The organism is Pseudomonas sp. GW821-FHT01D09, assembly GCF_059422465.1.
The window spans coordinates 43,219-57,679 of record NZ_JBWKWY010000019.1; the positions used below are offsets into that span (position 1 = coordinate 43,219).

Here is a 14,461-nt window from a genome sequence, read left to right on the forward strand (position 1 = left end):
GCTTGCCCTAATGCCAGTCAGTTAAGCGGATTCTGCTTTCTGTAGGAGCGAGCTTGCTCGCGAAGGACGTCAACGATAACGCGTGTTTGCTAGGTAAACGCGGCGCTCTCAAGTTCTTCGCGAGCAAGCTCGCTCCTACAAAAAGGCTTAACTGACTGGCATTAGGGCTTGCCCGCTCCCACACAAAGCCCGTTCCTACAGTTTTTTGGGGGAGTTATGGAGCAGTCCACTCAGCCACACGCTCAGGGTGCTTGGCCACCCAATCCTTGGCCGCCACATCAGGCTTGGCGCCTTCCTGGATGGCCAGCATCACTGCGCCGATTTCATCCTTGGAGGCCCACTGGAATTTCTTCAGGAACGCCGCCACTTCCGGGGCTTTCTTTTCCAGGCCCTTGCTGCCAATGCTGTTGACGGTCTCGGCGGCGCCATAAATGCCCTTGGGGTCTTCAAGGAAACGCAGTTTCCATTTGGCGAACATCCAGTGTGGCACCCAGCCAGTCACCGCGATGGAGTCCTGCTTGTCTTCGGCACGGGTCAATTCCGCGATCATCGCCGCCCCGGAGCTGGCTTGCAGCTTGTAGTCCAGGCCATATTGCTTGATGACTTCGTCCGTCTTGAGCATCACGCCTGAACCGGCATCGATGCCCACGATCTTGTTCTTGAAGGTGGTATCGGTCTTCAAGTCCTCGATGGACTTGGCCTTGACGTACTCCGGCACGATCAAGCCGATCTTCGCCTCCTTGAAGTTGGGGCCGTAGTCGACCACCTTGTCCTTGTTCTTGGTCCAATACTCGCCATGGGTCGCTGGCAGCCAGGCCGAGAGCATGGCGTCGAGCTTGCCGGTGGCCACGCCCTGCCACATGATCCCGGTGGCGACCGCCTGCAGTTTCACCTCATAACCGAGCTTTTGCCTGATCACTTCGGCGGCCACATGGGTGGTGGCGACGCTGTCCGACCAACCGTCCACATAGCCGATGCTCAGGGTCTTGCTGTCGGCGCTGGCCAGTGTGGCGCTCATCGCAACTACCAAGGTGGCAGCTGCGCCCAAAAGTCGTCGCATCTTCATAGTGCATCCCCGAAAGTGCTGCGCCCGACGGATGCCGAGCGACGTCAACCTGTTGCTCTGTGGTGCCATTGGATCATCAACCTGCCGCCCCTGCGGACCTGCTCTGGCTACGACCTCGGTTGAGCAAGAAACGACATCACAAAGCCAGCAAGCCGTTTCATCGGAAAAACCGTAAAAATTCCGCCCGGACTTTGCATGTCAAAATTATGCGGTCGCCCTGAAAACCGGCAAATACAGGTAAGATGCGCGGCTTTGCTCCCTGACGGCGTGACCATGACCACGACTGCCCGCTTCCCCTTCCTGCCTTATATATTCGCCCTGTTGCTCGGCCTGTTTGCGCTCGGTGGCTACTGGTACGGCCTCGGCCAACCGGTGCTGCTGCCGGATGTGGCCAGCGCCAGCCACAAGCTGCAATGCGCGTCCTACACGCCCTTCGACAAGGACCAATCGCCGTTCGACCAACCGTTCAAACTGCGCCCCGCGCGCATGGACGCCGACCTGGCCCTGCTGGCCACACGCTTTGAGTGCATCCGCACCTATTCCCAGGCCGGCCTTGAGGCCTTGCCCGAGCTGGCGCGCAAACACGGCTTGAAGTTGATGATCGGTGCCTGGGTCAACAGCAACCCGGTGGACACCGCCAAGGAAGTCGACCTGCTGATCGCCTCGGCCAATGCCAACCCCGACGTGGTCACATCGGTGATCGTCGGCAATGAAGCCCTGCTGCGCAAGGAAATCACCGCCACGCAGTTGGTGAAGTTGATCGAAAAGGTCAAAAGCCAGATCCAGCAGCCGGTCACCTATGCCGATGTCTGGGAGTTCTGGCTGCAACACCCGGAAATGGCCCCGGCGGTGGATTTCCTGACCATTCACTTATTGCCCTACTGGGAAGATGACCCGGCGGGGATCGACCAGGCCCTGCGCCATGTCGGCGATATCCGCCAGACCTTCGGCAATCGTTTTGCCCCCAAGGACGTGATGATTGGTGAAACCGGCTGGCCCAGCGAGGGTCGCCAGCGGGAAACCGCCGTGCCGAGCCGGGTCAACGAAGCCAAGTTCATTCGCGGCTTCGTCGCCATGGCCGAGGCCAACGGCTGGCACTACAACCTGATCGAAGCCTTTGACCAACCCTGGAAACGCGCCAGCGAAGGCGCGGTCGGCGGCTACTGGGGGCTGTTCGATGCCGATCGCCAGGACAAGGGCATCCTGGCCGGCCCGGTCACCAACGTGCCGTACTGGCCAGTATGGCTGGGCGTTGGCGGGCTGATCCTGCTGGGCACCCTGGTGCTCGGCGGGCGTGTGCGCAGCACCCGCGCCGCGTTATTGCTGCCGCTGTTGGGCGCAGTGGCGGCGGGCTCGATTGGCAGTTGGGCCGAATTGACCCGGGTGACGGCACGCTTTACCGATGAATGGATCTGGGCCGGGCTACTGCTGGCCCTGAACCTGCTGGTGCTGGCCCATGGGGCCTTGGCCTTGAGCGCTCGCCAGAGTTGGCGCGCCCGGGCCTTCGCCTGGCTGGAGCAGCGGGCCGGCTGGCTGATTGCAATGGCCGGGTTCGCTGCGGCGGTGATGATGCTGGCGCTGGTGTTCGACCCACGCTACCGCAGCTTCCCCAGCGCCGCCCTGCTGCTGCCGGCGCTGGTCTACCTGCTGCGCCCGGTCAGCGGGCCACGGCGGGAAATCGCCCTGCTGACCTTCATCATTGGCGCCAGCATTGCACCGCAGCTGTACCAGGAAGGCTTGATGAACCAGCAGGCGCTGGGTTGGGCGCTGGTCAGTGTGTTGATAGTTGCAGCCTTGTGGCGTTGCCTGCGGGTGCGCAAGGCTTGAGATTGCTATCGCGGGCAAGCCCACTCCCACATTTTGATCTGTGAATACATTCAAATGTAGGGGTGGGCTTGCCTGCGATTGACCCTATCAGACAGCCCGAGGCGCCCTGACCAACCGCAACCCGGCAATCACCAGCGCAAACACCGCAAAATTGGTGTTGTACAACGCCAATGCCGGGATCCCGAACGCCAACCCCAGCACCGCCAAGCCCCAACCGGCACGGCCTGGTACAAAAAACGCCAGGACCGACGTGGCCAACGCGGCCCAGCCCAACACCCGAAAGTGAATCATCAGGCCCAGGTTGGCCCGCAACTGGCACTCCCAGCGGCTGGCATCGCCAGCGCAGAGGCCCACCCACTGTCCATCCTCCATAAACCCATAACGGGCGCCATAACTGGCGGCCAGCCATAACGGCAAGGCCAACAGCAGCAGGATCAGCGGCAAACGAGGGGACATACGGGCACTCCGATAGGCGAAAACGGCGCCCAGCTTAATCTCCCCGGGGCCATTGGCAAGGGTTGCACACAGATAACTATTCATCAAAGCGTGCCAAAGTGTATCGTCTGCCTACTATTACCTCGATTCCTACGTTTTTTTCCGATATTTAGTGCCGATGGCTGGCACTTCGGCGATAACGCGGTGGTCATAGCCTGCGAACTTCATTAAGCACGTTTCCTCTTAGGGATTTAGTCATGCTCCGTTCCTTGCGCTGTGCTGCCCTGTTGGGTAGCCTTTTTTTGAGTGCGTCAGCACTGGCGGTTGATGTCGACCCGGCCAGCTATGGCTACCCTTTGACCAACCCGTTTGAAGCGACCATCGCCACGACGCCCCCGGATCTGCGGCCGGATTTGCCATCCATCGATGACATCAACCAGTCCGACTACAGCCTGACCATGCGCCCGGAGCGTGAGTTCAGCCTGCCCGCCAACTTCTGGCCGGTGAAGAAGCTCACCTACCGCATTGCCAAACAAGACCGCGCCGCACCGCTGATCTTCCTGATCTCCGGCACCGGTGCGCGCTTTGACAGCACCCTCAACGAATACCTGAAAAAGCTGTACTACAAGGCCGGCTACCATGTCGTCCAATTGTCGTCGCCCACCAGCTACGACTTCATCAGCGCCGCCTCGCGCTTCGCCACACCCGGCATCACCCAGGAAGACGCCGAGGACATGTACCGCGTGATGCAGGCCGTACGTGCACAAAACGCCACGTTGCCAGTCACCGACTTCTACCTCACCGGCTACAGCCTGGGCGCGCTGGACGCGGCATTCGTCAGCAAGCTGGACGAAACCCGGCGCAGCTTCAACTTCAAGAAAGTGTTGCTGCTCAACCCACCGGTCAACCTCTACACCTCCATCAGCAACCTCGATAAGTTGGTGCAGACCGAGGTCAAGGGCATCAATAACAGCACCACGTTCTATGAGTTGGTGCTGAACAAGCTGACCCGCTACTTCCAGCAAAAAGGCTATATCGACCTCAACGACGCCTTGCTCTACGATTTCCAGAACTCCAAGGAGCACCTGACCAACGAGCAGATGGCGATGCTGATCGGCACCTCGTTCCGCTTCTCGGCCGCCGATATCGCCTTCACCTCGGACCTGATCAACCGCCGCGGCCTGATCACTCCGCCCAAATACCCGATCACCGAAAGCACCAGCCTCACGCCGTTTCTCAAGCGTGCGCTGCAGTGTGATTTCGACTGCTACCTCACCGAACAAGTGATCCCGATGTGGCGCGCCCGCTCCGACGGCGGCAGCCTGTTGCAACTGATCGACCAGGTCAGCCTGTACGCCCTTGAGGACTACCTGCGCGACAGCCCGAAAATCGCGGTGATGCACAACGCCGACGATGTGATCCTCGGCCCTGGCGACCTGGGTTTCCTGCGCAAGACCTTCGGCGATCGCTTGACCGTCTACCCCTTGGGCGGCCATTGCGGCAACCTCAATTACCGCGTCAACGCCGACGCCATGCTGGAGTTCTTCCGTGGCTAAACATCTCCTGCTTCTTGCCGCCTTACTCTGTGCAGGCGTTGCCAACGCGGACAACAGCAAGGCTCACGCACCGACCGCGGTCGACCCGGATGGCTTCAAGGAGCCCCTGAGCAAGCTCAAGTTCAACCCCGGCCTGGACCAGCGCGAATTCGAGCGCTCGACCCTCAATGCCCTTAACGTCTATGACCCGCTGGAGTCGTGGAACCGCCGGGTGTACCACTTCAACTACCGCTTCGACCAATGGGTATTCCTGCCGGTGGTCGACGGCTATCGCTACGTCACCCCCAGTTTCCTGCGCACCGGCGTCAGCAACTTCTTCAACAACCTGGGCGATGTGCCCAACCTGCTGAACAGCCTGCTGCAACTCAAGGGCCACCGCTCCCTGGAAACCACTGGCCGGCTGCTGGTCAACACCACTCTCGGCATCGCCGGGCTGTGGGACCCGGCCACCGCCATGGGCCTGCCGCGCCAGAGCGAAGACTTCGGCCAGACCCTGGGCTTCTACGGCGTACCCGGCGGCGCCTACCTGGTCCTGCCGATCCTCGGCCCGTCCAACCTGCGCGACACCGGCGGCCTGCTAGTGGACTACACCGCCGAATCCCAGATCAACTTCCTCAACGTTGCCGAAGTCAGCTCCAACCACCCGGAAATCTGGGCCTTGCGCGCAGTAGACAAGCGCTATCAGACCAGCTTTCGCTACGGCCAGATGAACTCACCGTTCGAGTATGAAAAAGTGCGCTATGTGTATAGCGAGTCGCGCAAGTTGCAGATTGCCGAGTAGCGTGTAACCACTGCAGCCCGGCCTTGCGGCAAATGCAAGCCCGGGCCCAGAACCCTGCCCACGTCCAGATTCCCTTATCTGGATACCTTTACTCGTACAAACTTTATCGACTATTCCAACACTATATTTAACCCTTTCCAAAGACCGGTATATTTTTATAATCAAGTACTGCATTGCGGCCGGGTTAATATCAGAAACATGAACATATGGAACCACCCACCCCTCACCACCACTTAAATCAAGAGTGGTTGGCGTCTTCGCACTTTTTACTTAAATAGAAACAATGATAAACATCCAATAAAAAGGATCCGTTTATGGATATCAGAGCCTTTACCGTAACTGGCAGCCCTAATCTCGGACAGCGCAACCCGTCCAACCGCAGCGACAGGCCGGCCGGCAGGTGATCGCCGGACGGCTGAACAGATCATCAATGCCAACCCTACCCTTAAAAACCTGGAGATGCGCCAGAGCATTTACAGAGGTGGTCCAGAGAGCAGGCCCCTGCCCGACGCCTATAAACAAGGCATCTACAAACGCACCGGCGACTGGGCAACCGCCAACAAGAACCCGGACGCCCGCGCCGATGCGGCCTATAACGCCGCACGTCTGTTCAACTTTATTGACTCAAAAAATGCGCATGCCGTAGTGGCAAGCCAACACAATGATGGTTTTCTCAGTGGTTATTCAGGTAACGAACAAGTTCTGCGGCATGAGCAAAGCGGCCTTCCATTTCGTGGTCAATCCATCCGAAAGGACTCCGAACATGCGCTGCTCAAAAAATTTATCGAGCATGGCTACTCCAGCCTGGAGTTTAAAGGTGAGCAACAGGTTTATGTAAGGCCAACTTTTGCCAGAGGACACCCCCTTGGCGATCAACGAAGCGCCGAGGATATCTTTAGAGACAATCCATTACTTGCCGTAGCAGAATATTCCGTCAACGAATTTGTTAAGTTTGGCGACGCCCTTGAAGACCTTCAAAAAGAAACGGGAGATTGGAGTAAAAAAAAAAAAAACAAAAACCCTGAAGCGCGGGCAGATGCTGCCTATAACTTAGCCTATCTAGCTAACTACATTGATAACTTAAATACCCCCACAACAGAGGTAAACCTACAATCCCCATCTTTTAATAAAGCTATGGTGTCGTTCTCAGGGAAACACGTAAACAAGTCGTATTTGCTTCATACCATCCTGTCATTTGGCTATCAAGAGCTTCTGCACTCAACAGAATAGAACCTCCTTTAAACACCCTTCACACCTTACCGAACAACACCCCCATCACTAGGAACCCTTTCGCACATGCTTACCACTTAAAACCCAGGCACACCCGCAAGTCAGCCTGACACACAACAGGCTGACTTCCCGTTGCCCCCCCTCAAACTCTCCAGTGGAACGCCAGCATGACGATATCGGTTTCCCAGCCCCCCATCACAGCGCAAATCCCCTCCGGCTCCGCAACGGCAGAAGCCCAGGCCTCAATAAAACCCGGCCTGAGTGCGCCCCCGGAAAAATCTACCCGGCCTGCCGGCGATCATCGCAGCGCCGAACAAATCTTCAAGGACACGCCGATCCTCAAGGACATCCTCAAACAAGACGGTCCTTTCGCAAGCAACTTCATCAATCAGCTCAAGCAACATACCGGCGATTGGGGGGCAGCCAACCACAATTTCGATTCACGCGCCGATGCCGCCTACAACCTGGCGCAAGTGGCAACCTATATTGATAGCCGCGAAAACCTGAAGCGTCAGGGCCCAACCCAGCAAAACGATCAGCACATACAGGGCTTCGGTTCATTTGGCAGTGTTTCAGGCGGCTCGGAAGCACAGTTGTTCAAGGCATTCAGCGAAAAAGGCTACAGCGCACTGCGATAATTTCAGCCTCTAGCCCCTCAAAGCGTGCCAGACCTTGCTCGCCACCGACACCAACGCCAGCACCACCGCCCCGGCGATGATCCCTGCGATGGCATTGAGCAAGGTCGGCATCAACCAACTGATACCACCGATGCTCTGGCTCACGCTTTCAATCCAGCGCGACACCGCAGGCACGCCGTGGGTCAGGATGCCGCCACCGACCATAAACATCGCCGCCGTGCCGATCACCGACAGGCTTTTCATCATGTACGGCGCGGCGCGCAGTAGCCCGTTGCCAATATCCCGTACCCACTGGCCGGGCTTTTGCGCCATCCACAGCCCCAGGTCGTCGAGCTTGACGATGCCAGCCACCAGGCCGTACACGCCAATGGTCATGACCAGGGCGATGCCCGACAGCACGATCACTTGCTGCATCAACGGCGCATCGGCCACGGTGCCCAGGGTGATGGCGATGATTTCAGCCGAGAGGATAAAGTCAGTGCGGATCGCGCCCTTGATCTTGCCTTTTTCAAAGGCCACCAGGTCCGTTGCCGGATCGGCCACGGCCTTGACCAACTGAGCATGCTCGGCCTGAGCTTCGGCCTGGCTGTGCAGGAATTTATGGGCGAGCTTTTCAAAGCCCTCGAAACACAGGTAGGCGCCCCCCAGCATCAACAACGGCGTGACGGCCCATGGCGCAAAGGCGCTGATCAGTAGCGCCGCGGGCACCAGGATCAGTTTGTTGATAAACGAGCCCTTGGCCACGGCCCATACCACCGGGATTTCCCGCTCGGCGCGCACACCAGAGACTTGCTGCGCATTCAGCGCAAGATCGTCACCCAACACCCCGGCGGTTTTCTTGGCGGCCATTTTTGTCATCAGGGCTACATCGTCGAGAACGGCGGCGATGTCATCGATCAGTACCAACAAGCTGCTTCCTGCCATAAGCCGGATGTCCTTAGTGATGTGAGATTTTTCGCAGCATAGCGTGGTACAAAGCGTCGCGGGCAGATTCTTGAGACGCGCGGATCGCCGGTGCTACCATGCGCAACCGCCTGTCCTGGCAAGGAATCATCTGGTCTATGAGCACCATTCGCGAGCGCAACAAAGAACTGATCCTGCGGGCTGCCAGCGAGGAGTTTGCCGACAAGGGCTTCGCCGCGACCAAAACCAGCGACATCGCCGCCAAGGCCGGGCTGCCCAAGCCCAACGTCTATTACTACTTCAAGTCCAAGGACAACCTCTACCGCGAGGTGCTCGAAAGCATCATCGAGCCGATCCTGGCCGCCTCCACCCCCTTCAACCCGGACGGCGACCCCAAGCAGGTACTGAGCAGCTATATCCGCTCGAAAATCAGCATCTCCCGCGACCTGCCCTTTGCCTCCAAAGTATTCGCCAGCGAAATCATGCACGGCGCGCCGCACCTGAGCCCCGAGCAGGTGCAGCAACTCAATGCCCAGGCCAAGCACAACATTGATTGCATCCAGAGCTGGGTCGATCGCGGCCTGATCGCCGCCATCGACCCCAACCACCTGATGTTCAGCATCTGGGCGGCAACCCAGACCTACGCCGACTTCGACTGGCAGATCTCGGCCGTGACCGGCAAGGCCAAGCTGGATGAGGCCGACTATGAAGCGGCGGCGCAGACGATTATTCGGTTGGTGCTCAAGGGGTGTGAGCCGGACTGATGGACCGTGGTGTGGCTATCGCAGGCAAGCCAGCTCCCACAGATCCCGTACCTGACACAGATTGTATAAACACCGCAAAACCACTGTGGGAGCGGGCTTGCTCGCGATAGCGCCCTCCCAGACACATCTTGCCAAAAGCCAGGCCCTCAATGCCTGCTTCTCAGATCTAGCCTCTCAGAACACCACCTGAAGAGAGGCCAAGGAATGCCTGATCTCCCTGCTTCACACCGCCTGCGCATTGGCCGTTTCAGCGAAACCGACCACATCTACCTGATCACCACCAACACCCACGAACGTGTGCCGATCTTCAGTGACTTCTACCTGGGCCGCCTGGTGGTCTGGCAGTTCAGGCTCGCCCACTATCAAGGGCTGGCGCACTCTCTGGCCTGGGTGGTGATGCCCGACCATTTCCACTGGTTGATCCAACTGCAAAAAGGTTCGCTGGGCGACTTGATGTGCCAGGTCAAATCCAAAAGCACTCGATCGGTCAATGGCGCCACTGGCCGCAAGGGAAGGCTTTGGCAAACCAGCTTTCATGATCGAATGCTGCGCAAGGAGGATGATCTGGTGAAGATGGCCAGGTATGTGGTGGCCAATCCGTTGAGGGCGGGGTTGGTGGAGAGGATTGGCGACTATCCGTTGTGGGATGCGATTTGGGTATAGGTTTAGGACCGAGGCGCCCCTATCGCGAGCAAGCCCGCTCCCACATTTTGACCGCGTTCACAGGTCAAAAGCGGGCTTGCTCGCGATGGGGCCATGACAATCGCTACCACCTCAAGCAGACACCCCCGCATCCGCCAACAACCCCACCCCCTCAATCGCCGTAATCGCACACTGCTCATCAATATCCGACGTATCCCCACTGATCCCGATCGCCCCCAGCACCAACCCCGCCGGATCCCGAATCAGCACCCCACCCGGCGCCGGCACCACGCCGCCCTGCCCCAGGCTGTTGAGCGCGGCAATAAATGCCGGGCGTTGCTGGGCATCCAGCGCCAGCAAGCGCGAGCCCTTGCCCAGGGCTATCGCGCCCCAGGCCTTGCCGATGGCAATTTGCGGGCGCAGCAGGCTGGCGCCGTCTTCCCGTTGCAGGGTGATCAGGTGCCCGCCGCTGTCGAGCACCGCGATGGTCAGCGGTGCAGCGGCAATGGTGCGACCTGCGGTGATGGCCTGGCTGACCAGGTTGATTGCGACTTTCAAGGTGAGAGCGCTCATGGGTGCCGTCCTTATCTTGTTATTGAGAAAGCCTTGGGGCTCTGCTTGAGCAGAAGCCGGATGCAACAAATAGAACACAATAGATTTACTTTTTGTATACAATATTTTCAAATATACGCACCACACGTCGAAATACTCCCGCTAAAAAGCCTTCCGACGAATGCACAGGCGTAAGAAGAAAATGGATTGACCTGCGCAGCTCGCCGTGAATACACTTTGAAGCAACACAACTTGTATACAATTACAAAAAGCAAGAGGCACCAAAACCATGAGCAAAATGAGAGCAATCGAAGCCGCCGTTCTGGTGATGCGCCGTGAGGGTGTAGACACCGCCTTCGGTATCCCGGGCGCCGCGATCAACCCGTTGTATTCGGCCCTGCAAAAGGTCGGTGGCATCGATCACGTCCTCGCTCGCCACGTGGAAGGCGCTTCGCACATGGCCGAGGGGTATACCCGCACCAAGGCCGGCAATATCGGCGTGTGCATCGGCACTTCGGGCCCGGCGGGCACCGATATGGTCACCGGGTTGTACAGCGCCTCGGCCGACTCGATCCCGATCCTGTGCATCACCGGGCAAGCGCCCCGCGCCCGGATGCACAAGGAAGACTTCCAGGCCGTGGACATCACCAGCATCGTCAAGCCGGTGACCAAATGGGCAACCACCGTGCTGGAACCTGGCCAGGTGCCGTATGCGTTCCAGAAAGCCTTCTATGAAATGCGCTCCGGCCGCCCCGGCCCAGTGCTGATCGACTTGCCATTCGACGTGCAGATGGCCGAGATCGAGTTCGACATCGACGCCTACCAGCCACTGCCCTTGGCCAAGCCCCTGGCCACGCGCATCCAGGTCGAGAAAGCCCTGGCCATGCTCGATCAGGCCGAGCGCCCGTTGCTGGTCAGCGGTGGTGGCGTGATCAATGCCGACGCCAGCGAACTGCTGGTGGAATTCGCCGAACTGACCGGGATCCCGGTGATCCCGACCCTGATGGGCTGGGGCACCATCCCCGACGATCACCCGCTGATGGTGGGCATGGTCGGCCTGCAAACTTCGCACCGTTACGGCAACGCAACCCTGCTCAAGTCGGACGTGGTGCTGGGCATCGGCAACCGCTGGGCCAACCGCCATACCGGTTCGGTAGAGGTGTACACCGAGGGGCGCACGTTCATTCACGTTGACATCGAGCCGACACAGATCGGTCGCGTGTTTACCCCGGACCTGGGCATCGTGTCCGACGCCGGCGCGGCGCTGACGATGTTTATCGAAGTGGCCCGCGAGTGGAAAGCCGCCGGCAAGCTCAAGGACCGCAGCGCCTGGCTGCATGATTGCCAACAGCGCAAAGCCACCCTGCACCGCAAGACTCACTTCGACAACGTACCGGTCAAGCCGCAACGGGTGTACGAAGAGATGAACCAGGTGTTCGGCAAAGACACCTGCTACGTCAGCACCATCGGCCTGTCGCAGATTGCCGGCGCGCAGTTCCTGCACGTCTACAAGCCGCGCCACTGGATCAACTGCGGCCAGGCCGGCCCGTTGGGCTGGACCATCCCCGCTGCGCTGGGCGTGGTCAAGGCCGACCCAAGCCGCAAGGTGGTGGCGCTGTCCGGCGACTATGATTTCCAGTTCATGATCGAAGAGCTGGCCGTGGGCGCGCAGTTCAAGCTGCCGTATATCCACGTGGTGGTGAACAACTCCTACCTGGGGCTGATCCGCCAGGCCCAGCGCGGGTTTGATATGGACTACTGTGTGCAGTTGTCTTTCGACAACCTCAACGCCCCGGAACTCAACGGTTATGGCGTCGACCACGTCGCCGTCGCCGAAGGCCTGGGGTGCAAGGCCCTGCGGGTGTTCGAGCCGGGCCAGATCCAGCCGGCGCTGCGCAAGGCCCAGGCAATGATCGAAGAATTCAAGGTGCCGGTGATTGTCGAGATTATTCTGGAGCGTGTGACCAATATTTCCATGGGCACCGAGATCAACGCCGTCAACGAATTTGAAGATCTGGCACTGGTGGGCAACGACGCACCGACTGCCATTTCATTGCTCGATTAAGGAGAACCCCATGCCGCGTTTTGCCGCCAACCTGTCCATGCTGTTTACCGAACAGGACTTTCTCGCCCGCTTCAAGGCCGCCGCCGATGCCGGTTTCAGTGGGGTGGAATACCTGTTTCCCTACGAGTTCAGCTCCGCCGAAATCAAGGCGCAACTCGACGCCCACGGCTTGACCCAAGTGCTGTTCAACCTGCCGGCCGGTGACTGGGCCAGCGGCGAGCGCGGCCTGGCCTGCCACCCGGACCGGGTCGAGGAGTTCCGCGCCGGGGTCAACCTGGCCATCGCCTACGCCCAGGTGCTGGGCAATACCCAGGTCAACTGCCTGGCCGGGATTCGCCCGGCCGGCGTGGATGACGCCACCCTGGAAAAAACCTTCGTCGCCAACCTCAAGTACGCGGCCGACAAGCTGCAAGCGGTGGGTATCAAGCTGGTGATGGAAGCGATCAACACCCGTGACATTCCCGGCTTCTACCTGAACAACACGGCACAGGCCCTGGCGATTCGCGAACAGGTGGGCAGCGCCAACCTGTTCCTGCAATACGACATCTACCACATGCAAATCATGGAAGGCGACCTGGCGCGCACCATGGCCACGCACCTGGAGCAGATCAACCATATTCAACTGGCGGACAACCCTGGGCGCAACGAGCCGGGCACCGGTGAGATCAACTACCGGTTCCTGTTCGAGCATCTGGATCGTATTGGCTACCAGGGGTGGGTCGGCTGTGAGTACAAGCCGTTGACCACGACCGAGGCCGGCCTGGGTTGGCTCAAGAGCCATAACGCGATCTAAGCCACACCACACAACCCCATGTGGGAGCGGGCTTGCTCGCGATGGTCTGACATTCAACATTTATGTCGGCTGACACACCGCTATCGCGAGCAAGCCCGCTCCCACATTTAGATCTCCTGTGTCTGGCAAACCGCGCCAGACCTGCACAACGAATAAAAAGAGGATTTCTCCATGGCTAAAATCGGCTTTATCGGCACCGGCATCATGGGCCAACCCATGGCCGCCAACCTGCAGAAAGCAGGCCACCAACTGTTCCTCTCCGAGCACCATGGCAAGGCGCCCGCCGAGCTGGTCGCCGCCGGTGCCGTGGCCCTGGCCAACCCGCAGCAAGTGGCCCAGGAAGCGGAGTTCATTATCGTCATGGTGCCCGACACCCCCCAGGTCGATGACGTACTGTTTCGCGCCGACGGTGTGGCTGCCGGCCTGTCGCCGAACAAAGTGGTGATCGACATGAGTTCGATCTCGCCCACCGCCACCAAGGCCTTTGCCGCCAAGATCAACGCCACCGGCGCGCAGTACCTCGACGCCCCGGTATCGGGTGGTGAAGTCGGCGCCAAGGCCGGGACCCTGAGCATTATGGTCGGCGGCCAGCCACAGACCTTCGAGCGCGCGTTGGCGCTGTTCCAGAGCCTGGGCAAGAACATCACCCTGGTGGGTGGCAATGGCGATGGCCAGACCGCCAAGGTGGCGAACCAGATCATCGTCGCCCTGAACATCCAGGCGGTGGCCGAGGCGCTGCTGTTCGCCGCGAAAAACGGCGCCGATCCGGCCAAGGTCCGCGAAGCGCTGATGGGTGGCTTTGCCTCGTCGAAAATCCTCGAAGTGCATGGCGAGCGGATGATCAAGGGCACCTTCGACCCGGGTTTCCGCATCAACCTGCACCAGAAGGACTTGAACCTGGCCCTGGCCGGCGCCAAGGAACTGGGGATCAACCTGCCCAACACCGCCGGGACCCAGCAAGTGTTCAGCACCTGCACCGCGCTGGGTGGTGGCAACTGGGACCATTCAGGCCTGATCAAGGGGCTGGAGCATATGGCGAATTTCTCGATTCGCGATAAGTAACCGCCCCTTTTTCAATGCAATACCGTGTGGGAGCTGGCTTGCCTGCGATAGCGGTCTTTCAGTGACAGATGAATCGCCTGACACACCGCCATCGCAGGCAAGCCATAATGCCAGTCAGTTAAGCGGATTCTGCTTTCTGTAGGAGCG

General features: G+C 59.4%; 14 protein-coding genes. 10 read left to right on the forward strand and 4 right to left on the reverse strand.

Translation table 11 applies throughout. The features are described 5' to 3' along the window. Positions 1 to 214: 214 nt before the first annotated feature. Positions 215 to 1,066, reverse strand: coding sequence for a glycine betaine ABC transporter substrate-binding protein (locus AC07W7_RS17380; protein WP_076963920.1), 852 nt, complete (start codon positions 1,064 to 1,066; stop codon positions 215 to 217). Positions 1,067 to 1,339: 273 nt separating this feature from the next. On the opposite strand from AC07W7_RS17380, the gene AC07W7_RS17385 reads away from it, so the two are divergent. Further along, positions 1,340 to 2,893: a glycoside hydrolase family 17 protein gene (locus AC07W7_RS17385; protein WP_495039764.1), complete on the forward strand. Its 1,554-nt coding sequence runs from the start codon at positions 1,340 to 1,342 to the stop codon at positions 2,891 to 2,893. An 87-nt stretch (positions 2,894 to 2,980) separates the two neighbouring features. On the opposite strand, the gene AC07W7_RS17390 is transcribed toward AC07W7_RS17385, so the two are convergent. Beyond that, entirely contained in the window at positions 2,981 to 3,349 is a 369-nt protein-coding gene (locus AC07W7_RS17390; protein ID WP_099169483.1) for a hypothetical protein, read from the reverse strand. Positions 3,350 to 3,585: 236 nt separating this feature from the next. On the opposite strand from AC07W7_RS17390, the gene AC07W7_RS17395 reads away from it, so the two are divergent. The 4 genes from AC07W7_RS17395 (at position 3,586) to AC07W7_RS17410 (ending at position 7,533) form a co-directional block, all read left to right on the forward strand. Further along, positions 3,586 to 4,884: a serine/threonine protein kinase gene (locus AC07W7_RS17395; protein ID WP_076963923.1), complete on the forward strand. Its 1,299-nt coding sequence runs from the start codon at positions 3,586 to 3,588 to the stop codon at positions 4,882 to 4,884. Next, positions 4,877 to 5,665: an MlaA family lipoprotein gene (locus AC07W7_RS17400; RefSeq protein WP_099169484.1), complete on the forward strand. Its 789-nt coding sequence runs from the start codon at positions 4,877 to 4,879 to the stop codon at positions 5,663 to 5,665. The genes AC07W7_RS17395 and AC07W7_RS17400 overlap by 8 nt, the downstream gene beginning before the upstream one ends. A 459-nt stretch (positions 5,666 to 6,124) precedes the next feature. Next, the gene (locus AC07W7_RS17405; RefSeq protein ID WP_495039765.1) at positions 6,125 to 6,895 is read left to right on the forward strand and encodes a hypothetical protein; all 771 of its coding nucleotides are present in this window, start codon (positions 6,125 to 6,127) and stop codon (positions 6,893 to 6,895) included. Between the two features lie 167 nt (positions 6,896 to 7,062). Further along, on the forward strand, positions 7,063 to 7,533 hold the full coding sequence (locus AC07W7_RS17410; protein WP_495039766.1) for a hypothetical protein: 471 nt from the start codon (positions 7,063 to 7,065) through the stop codon (positions 7,531 to 7,533). 9 nt (positions 7,534 to 7,542) lie between these two features. On the opposite strand, the gene AC07W7_RS17415 is transcribed toward AC07W7_RS17410, so the two are convergent. Then, complete coding sequence (locus tag AC07W7_RS17415) at positions 7,543 to 8,457, reverse strand: DUF808 domain-containing protein (protein ID WP_099169889.1); 915 nt, start codon at positions 8,455 to 8,457, stop codon at positions 7,543 to 7,545. A gap of 137 nt (positions 8,458 to 8,594) precedes the next feature. Between AC07W7_RS17415 and AC07W7_RS17420 the strand changes: the two genes are divergently transcribed. Together AC07W7_RS17420 and AC07W7_RS17425 are read left to right on the forward strand one after the other, a co-directional pair. Continuing rightward, positions 8,595 to 9,200: a TetR/AcrR family transcriptional regulator gene (locus AC07W7_RS17420; protein WP_057438851.1), complete on the forward strand. Its 606-nt coding sequence runs from the start codon at positions 8,595 to 8,597 to the stop codon at positions 9,198 to 9,200. Positions 9,201 to 9,404: 204 nt separating this feature from the next. Beyond that, entirely contained in the window at positions 9,405 to 9,863 is a 459-nt protein-coding gene (locus AC07W7_RS17425) for an REP-associated tyrosine transposase (protein ID WP_169897528.1), read from the forward strand. A 111-nt stretch (positions 9,864 to 9,974) separates the two neighbouring features. Here the strand turns inward: AC07W7_RS17425 and AC07W7_RS17430 are convergent, their stop codons facing one another. Continuing rightward, complete coding sequence (locus AC07W7_RS17430) at positions 9,975 to 10,415, reverse strand: GlcG/HbpS family heme-binding protein (protein ID WP_495039767.1); 441 nt, start codon at positions 10,413 to 10,415, stop codon at positions 9,975 to 9,977. Positions 10,416 to 10,683: 268 nt separating this feature from the next. Between AC07W7_RS17430 and gcl the strand changes: the two genes are divergently transcribed. The 3 genes from gcl (at position 10,684) to AC07W7_RS17445 (ending at position 14,314) form a co-directional block, all read left to right on the forward strand. Further along, positions 10,684 to 12,459, forward strand: coding sequence for a glyoxylate carboligase (gcl, locus tag AC07W7_RS17435; protein ID WP_169901338.1), 1,776 nt, complete (start codon positions 10,684 to 10,686; stop codon positions 12,457 to 12,459). A 10-nt stretch (positions 12,460 to 12,469) separates the two neighbouring features. Further along, on the forward strand, positions 12,470 to 13,252 hold the full coding sequence (gene hyi / locus AC07W7_RS17440; protein ID WP_197882508.1) for a hydroxypyruvate isomerase: 783 nt from the start codon (positions 12,470 to 12,472) through the stop codon (positions 13,250 to 13,252). 171 nt (positions 13,253 to 13,423) lie between these two features. Next, a complete protein-coding gene (locus AC07W7_RS17445) occupies positions 13,424 to 14,314 on the forward strand; it encodes a 2-hydroxy-3-oxopropionate reductase (protein WP_076963931.1) in 891 nt (296 codons plus the stop codon). Positions 14,315 to 14,461: the final 147 nt, after the last annotated feature.

What these genes read in the sequence shown, in the direction of transcription:
- AC07W7_RS17380 (WP_076963920.1), bottom strand. Translation starts at nt 1,066, where the DNA reads ATGAAGATGCGACGACTTTTGGGCGCAGCTGCCACCTTGGTAGTTGCG.
- AC07W7_RS17385 (WP_495039764.1), top strand. Translation starts at nt 1,340, where the DNA reads ATGACCACGACTGCCCGCTTCCCCTTCCTGCCTTATATATTCGCCCTG.
- AC07W7_RS17390 (WP_099169483.1), bottom strand. Translation starts at nt 3,349, where the DNA reads ATGTCCCCTCGTTTGCCGCTGATCCTGCTGCTGTTGGCCTTGCCGTTA.
- AC07W7_RS17395 (WP_076963923.1), top strand. Translation starts at nt 3,586, where the DNA reads ATGCTCCGTTCCTTGCGCTGTGCTGCCCTGTTGGGTAGCCTTTTTTTG.
- AC07W7_RS17405 (WP_495039765.1), top strand. Translation starts at nt 6,125, where the DNA reads ATGCGCCAGAGCATTTACAGAGGTGGTCCAGAGAGCAGGCCCCTGCCC.
- AC07W7_RS17410 (WP_495039766.1), top strand. Translation starts at nt 7,063, where the DNA reads ATGACGATATCGGTTTCCCAGCCCCCCATCACAGCGCAAATCCCCTCC.
- AC07W7_RS17415 (WP_099169889.1), bottom strand. Translation starts at nt 8,457, where the DNA reads ATGGCAGGAAGCAGCTTGTTGGTACTGATCGATGACATCGCCGCCGTT.
- AC07W7_RS17420 (WP_057438851.1), top strand. Translation starts at nt 8,595, where the DNA reads ATGAGCACCATTCGCGAGCGCAACAAAGAACTGATCCTGCGGGCTGCC.
- AC07W7_RS17425 (WP_169897528.1), top strand. Translation starts at nt 9,405, where the DNA reads ATGCCTGATCTCCCTGCTTCACACCGCCTGCGCATTGGCCGTTTCAGC.
- AC07W7_RS17430 (WP_495039767.1), bottom strand. Translation starts at nt 10,415, where the DNA reads ATGAGCGCTCTCACCTTGAAAGTCGCAATCAACCTGGTCAGCCAGGCC.
- gcl (WP_169901338.1), top strand. Translation starts at nt 10,684, where the DNA reads ATGAGCAAAATGAGAGCAATCGAAGCCGCCGTTCTGGTGATGCGCCGT.
- hyi (WP_197882508.1), top strand. Translation starts at nt 12,470, where the DNA reads ATGCCGCGTTTTGCCGCCAACCTGTCCATGCTGTTTACCGAACAGGAC.
- AC07W7_RS17445 (WP_076963931.1), top strand. Translation starts at nt 13,424, where the DNA reads ATGGCTAAAATCGGCTTTATCGGCACCGGCATCATGGGCCAACCCATG.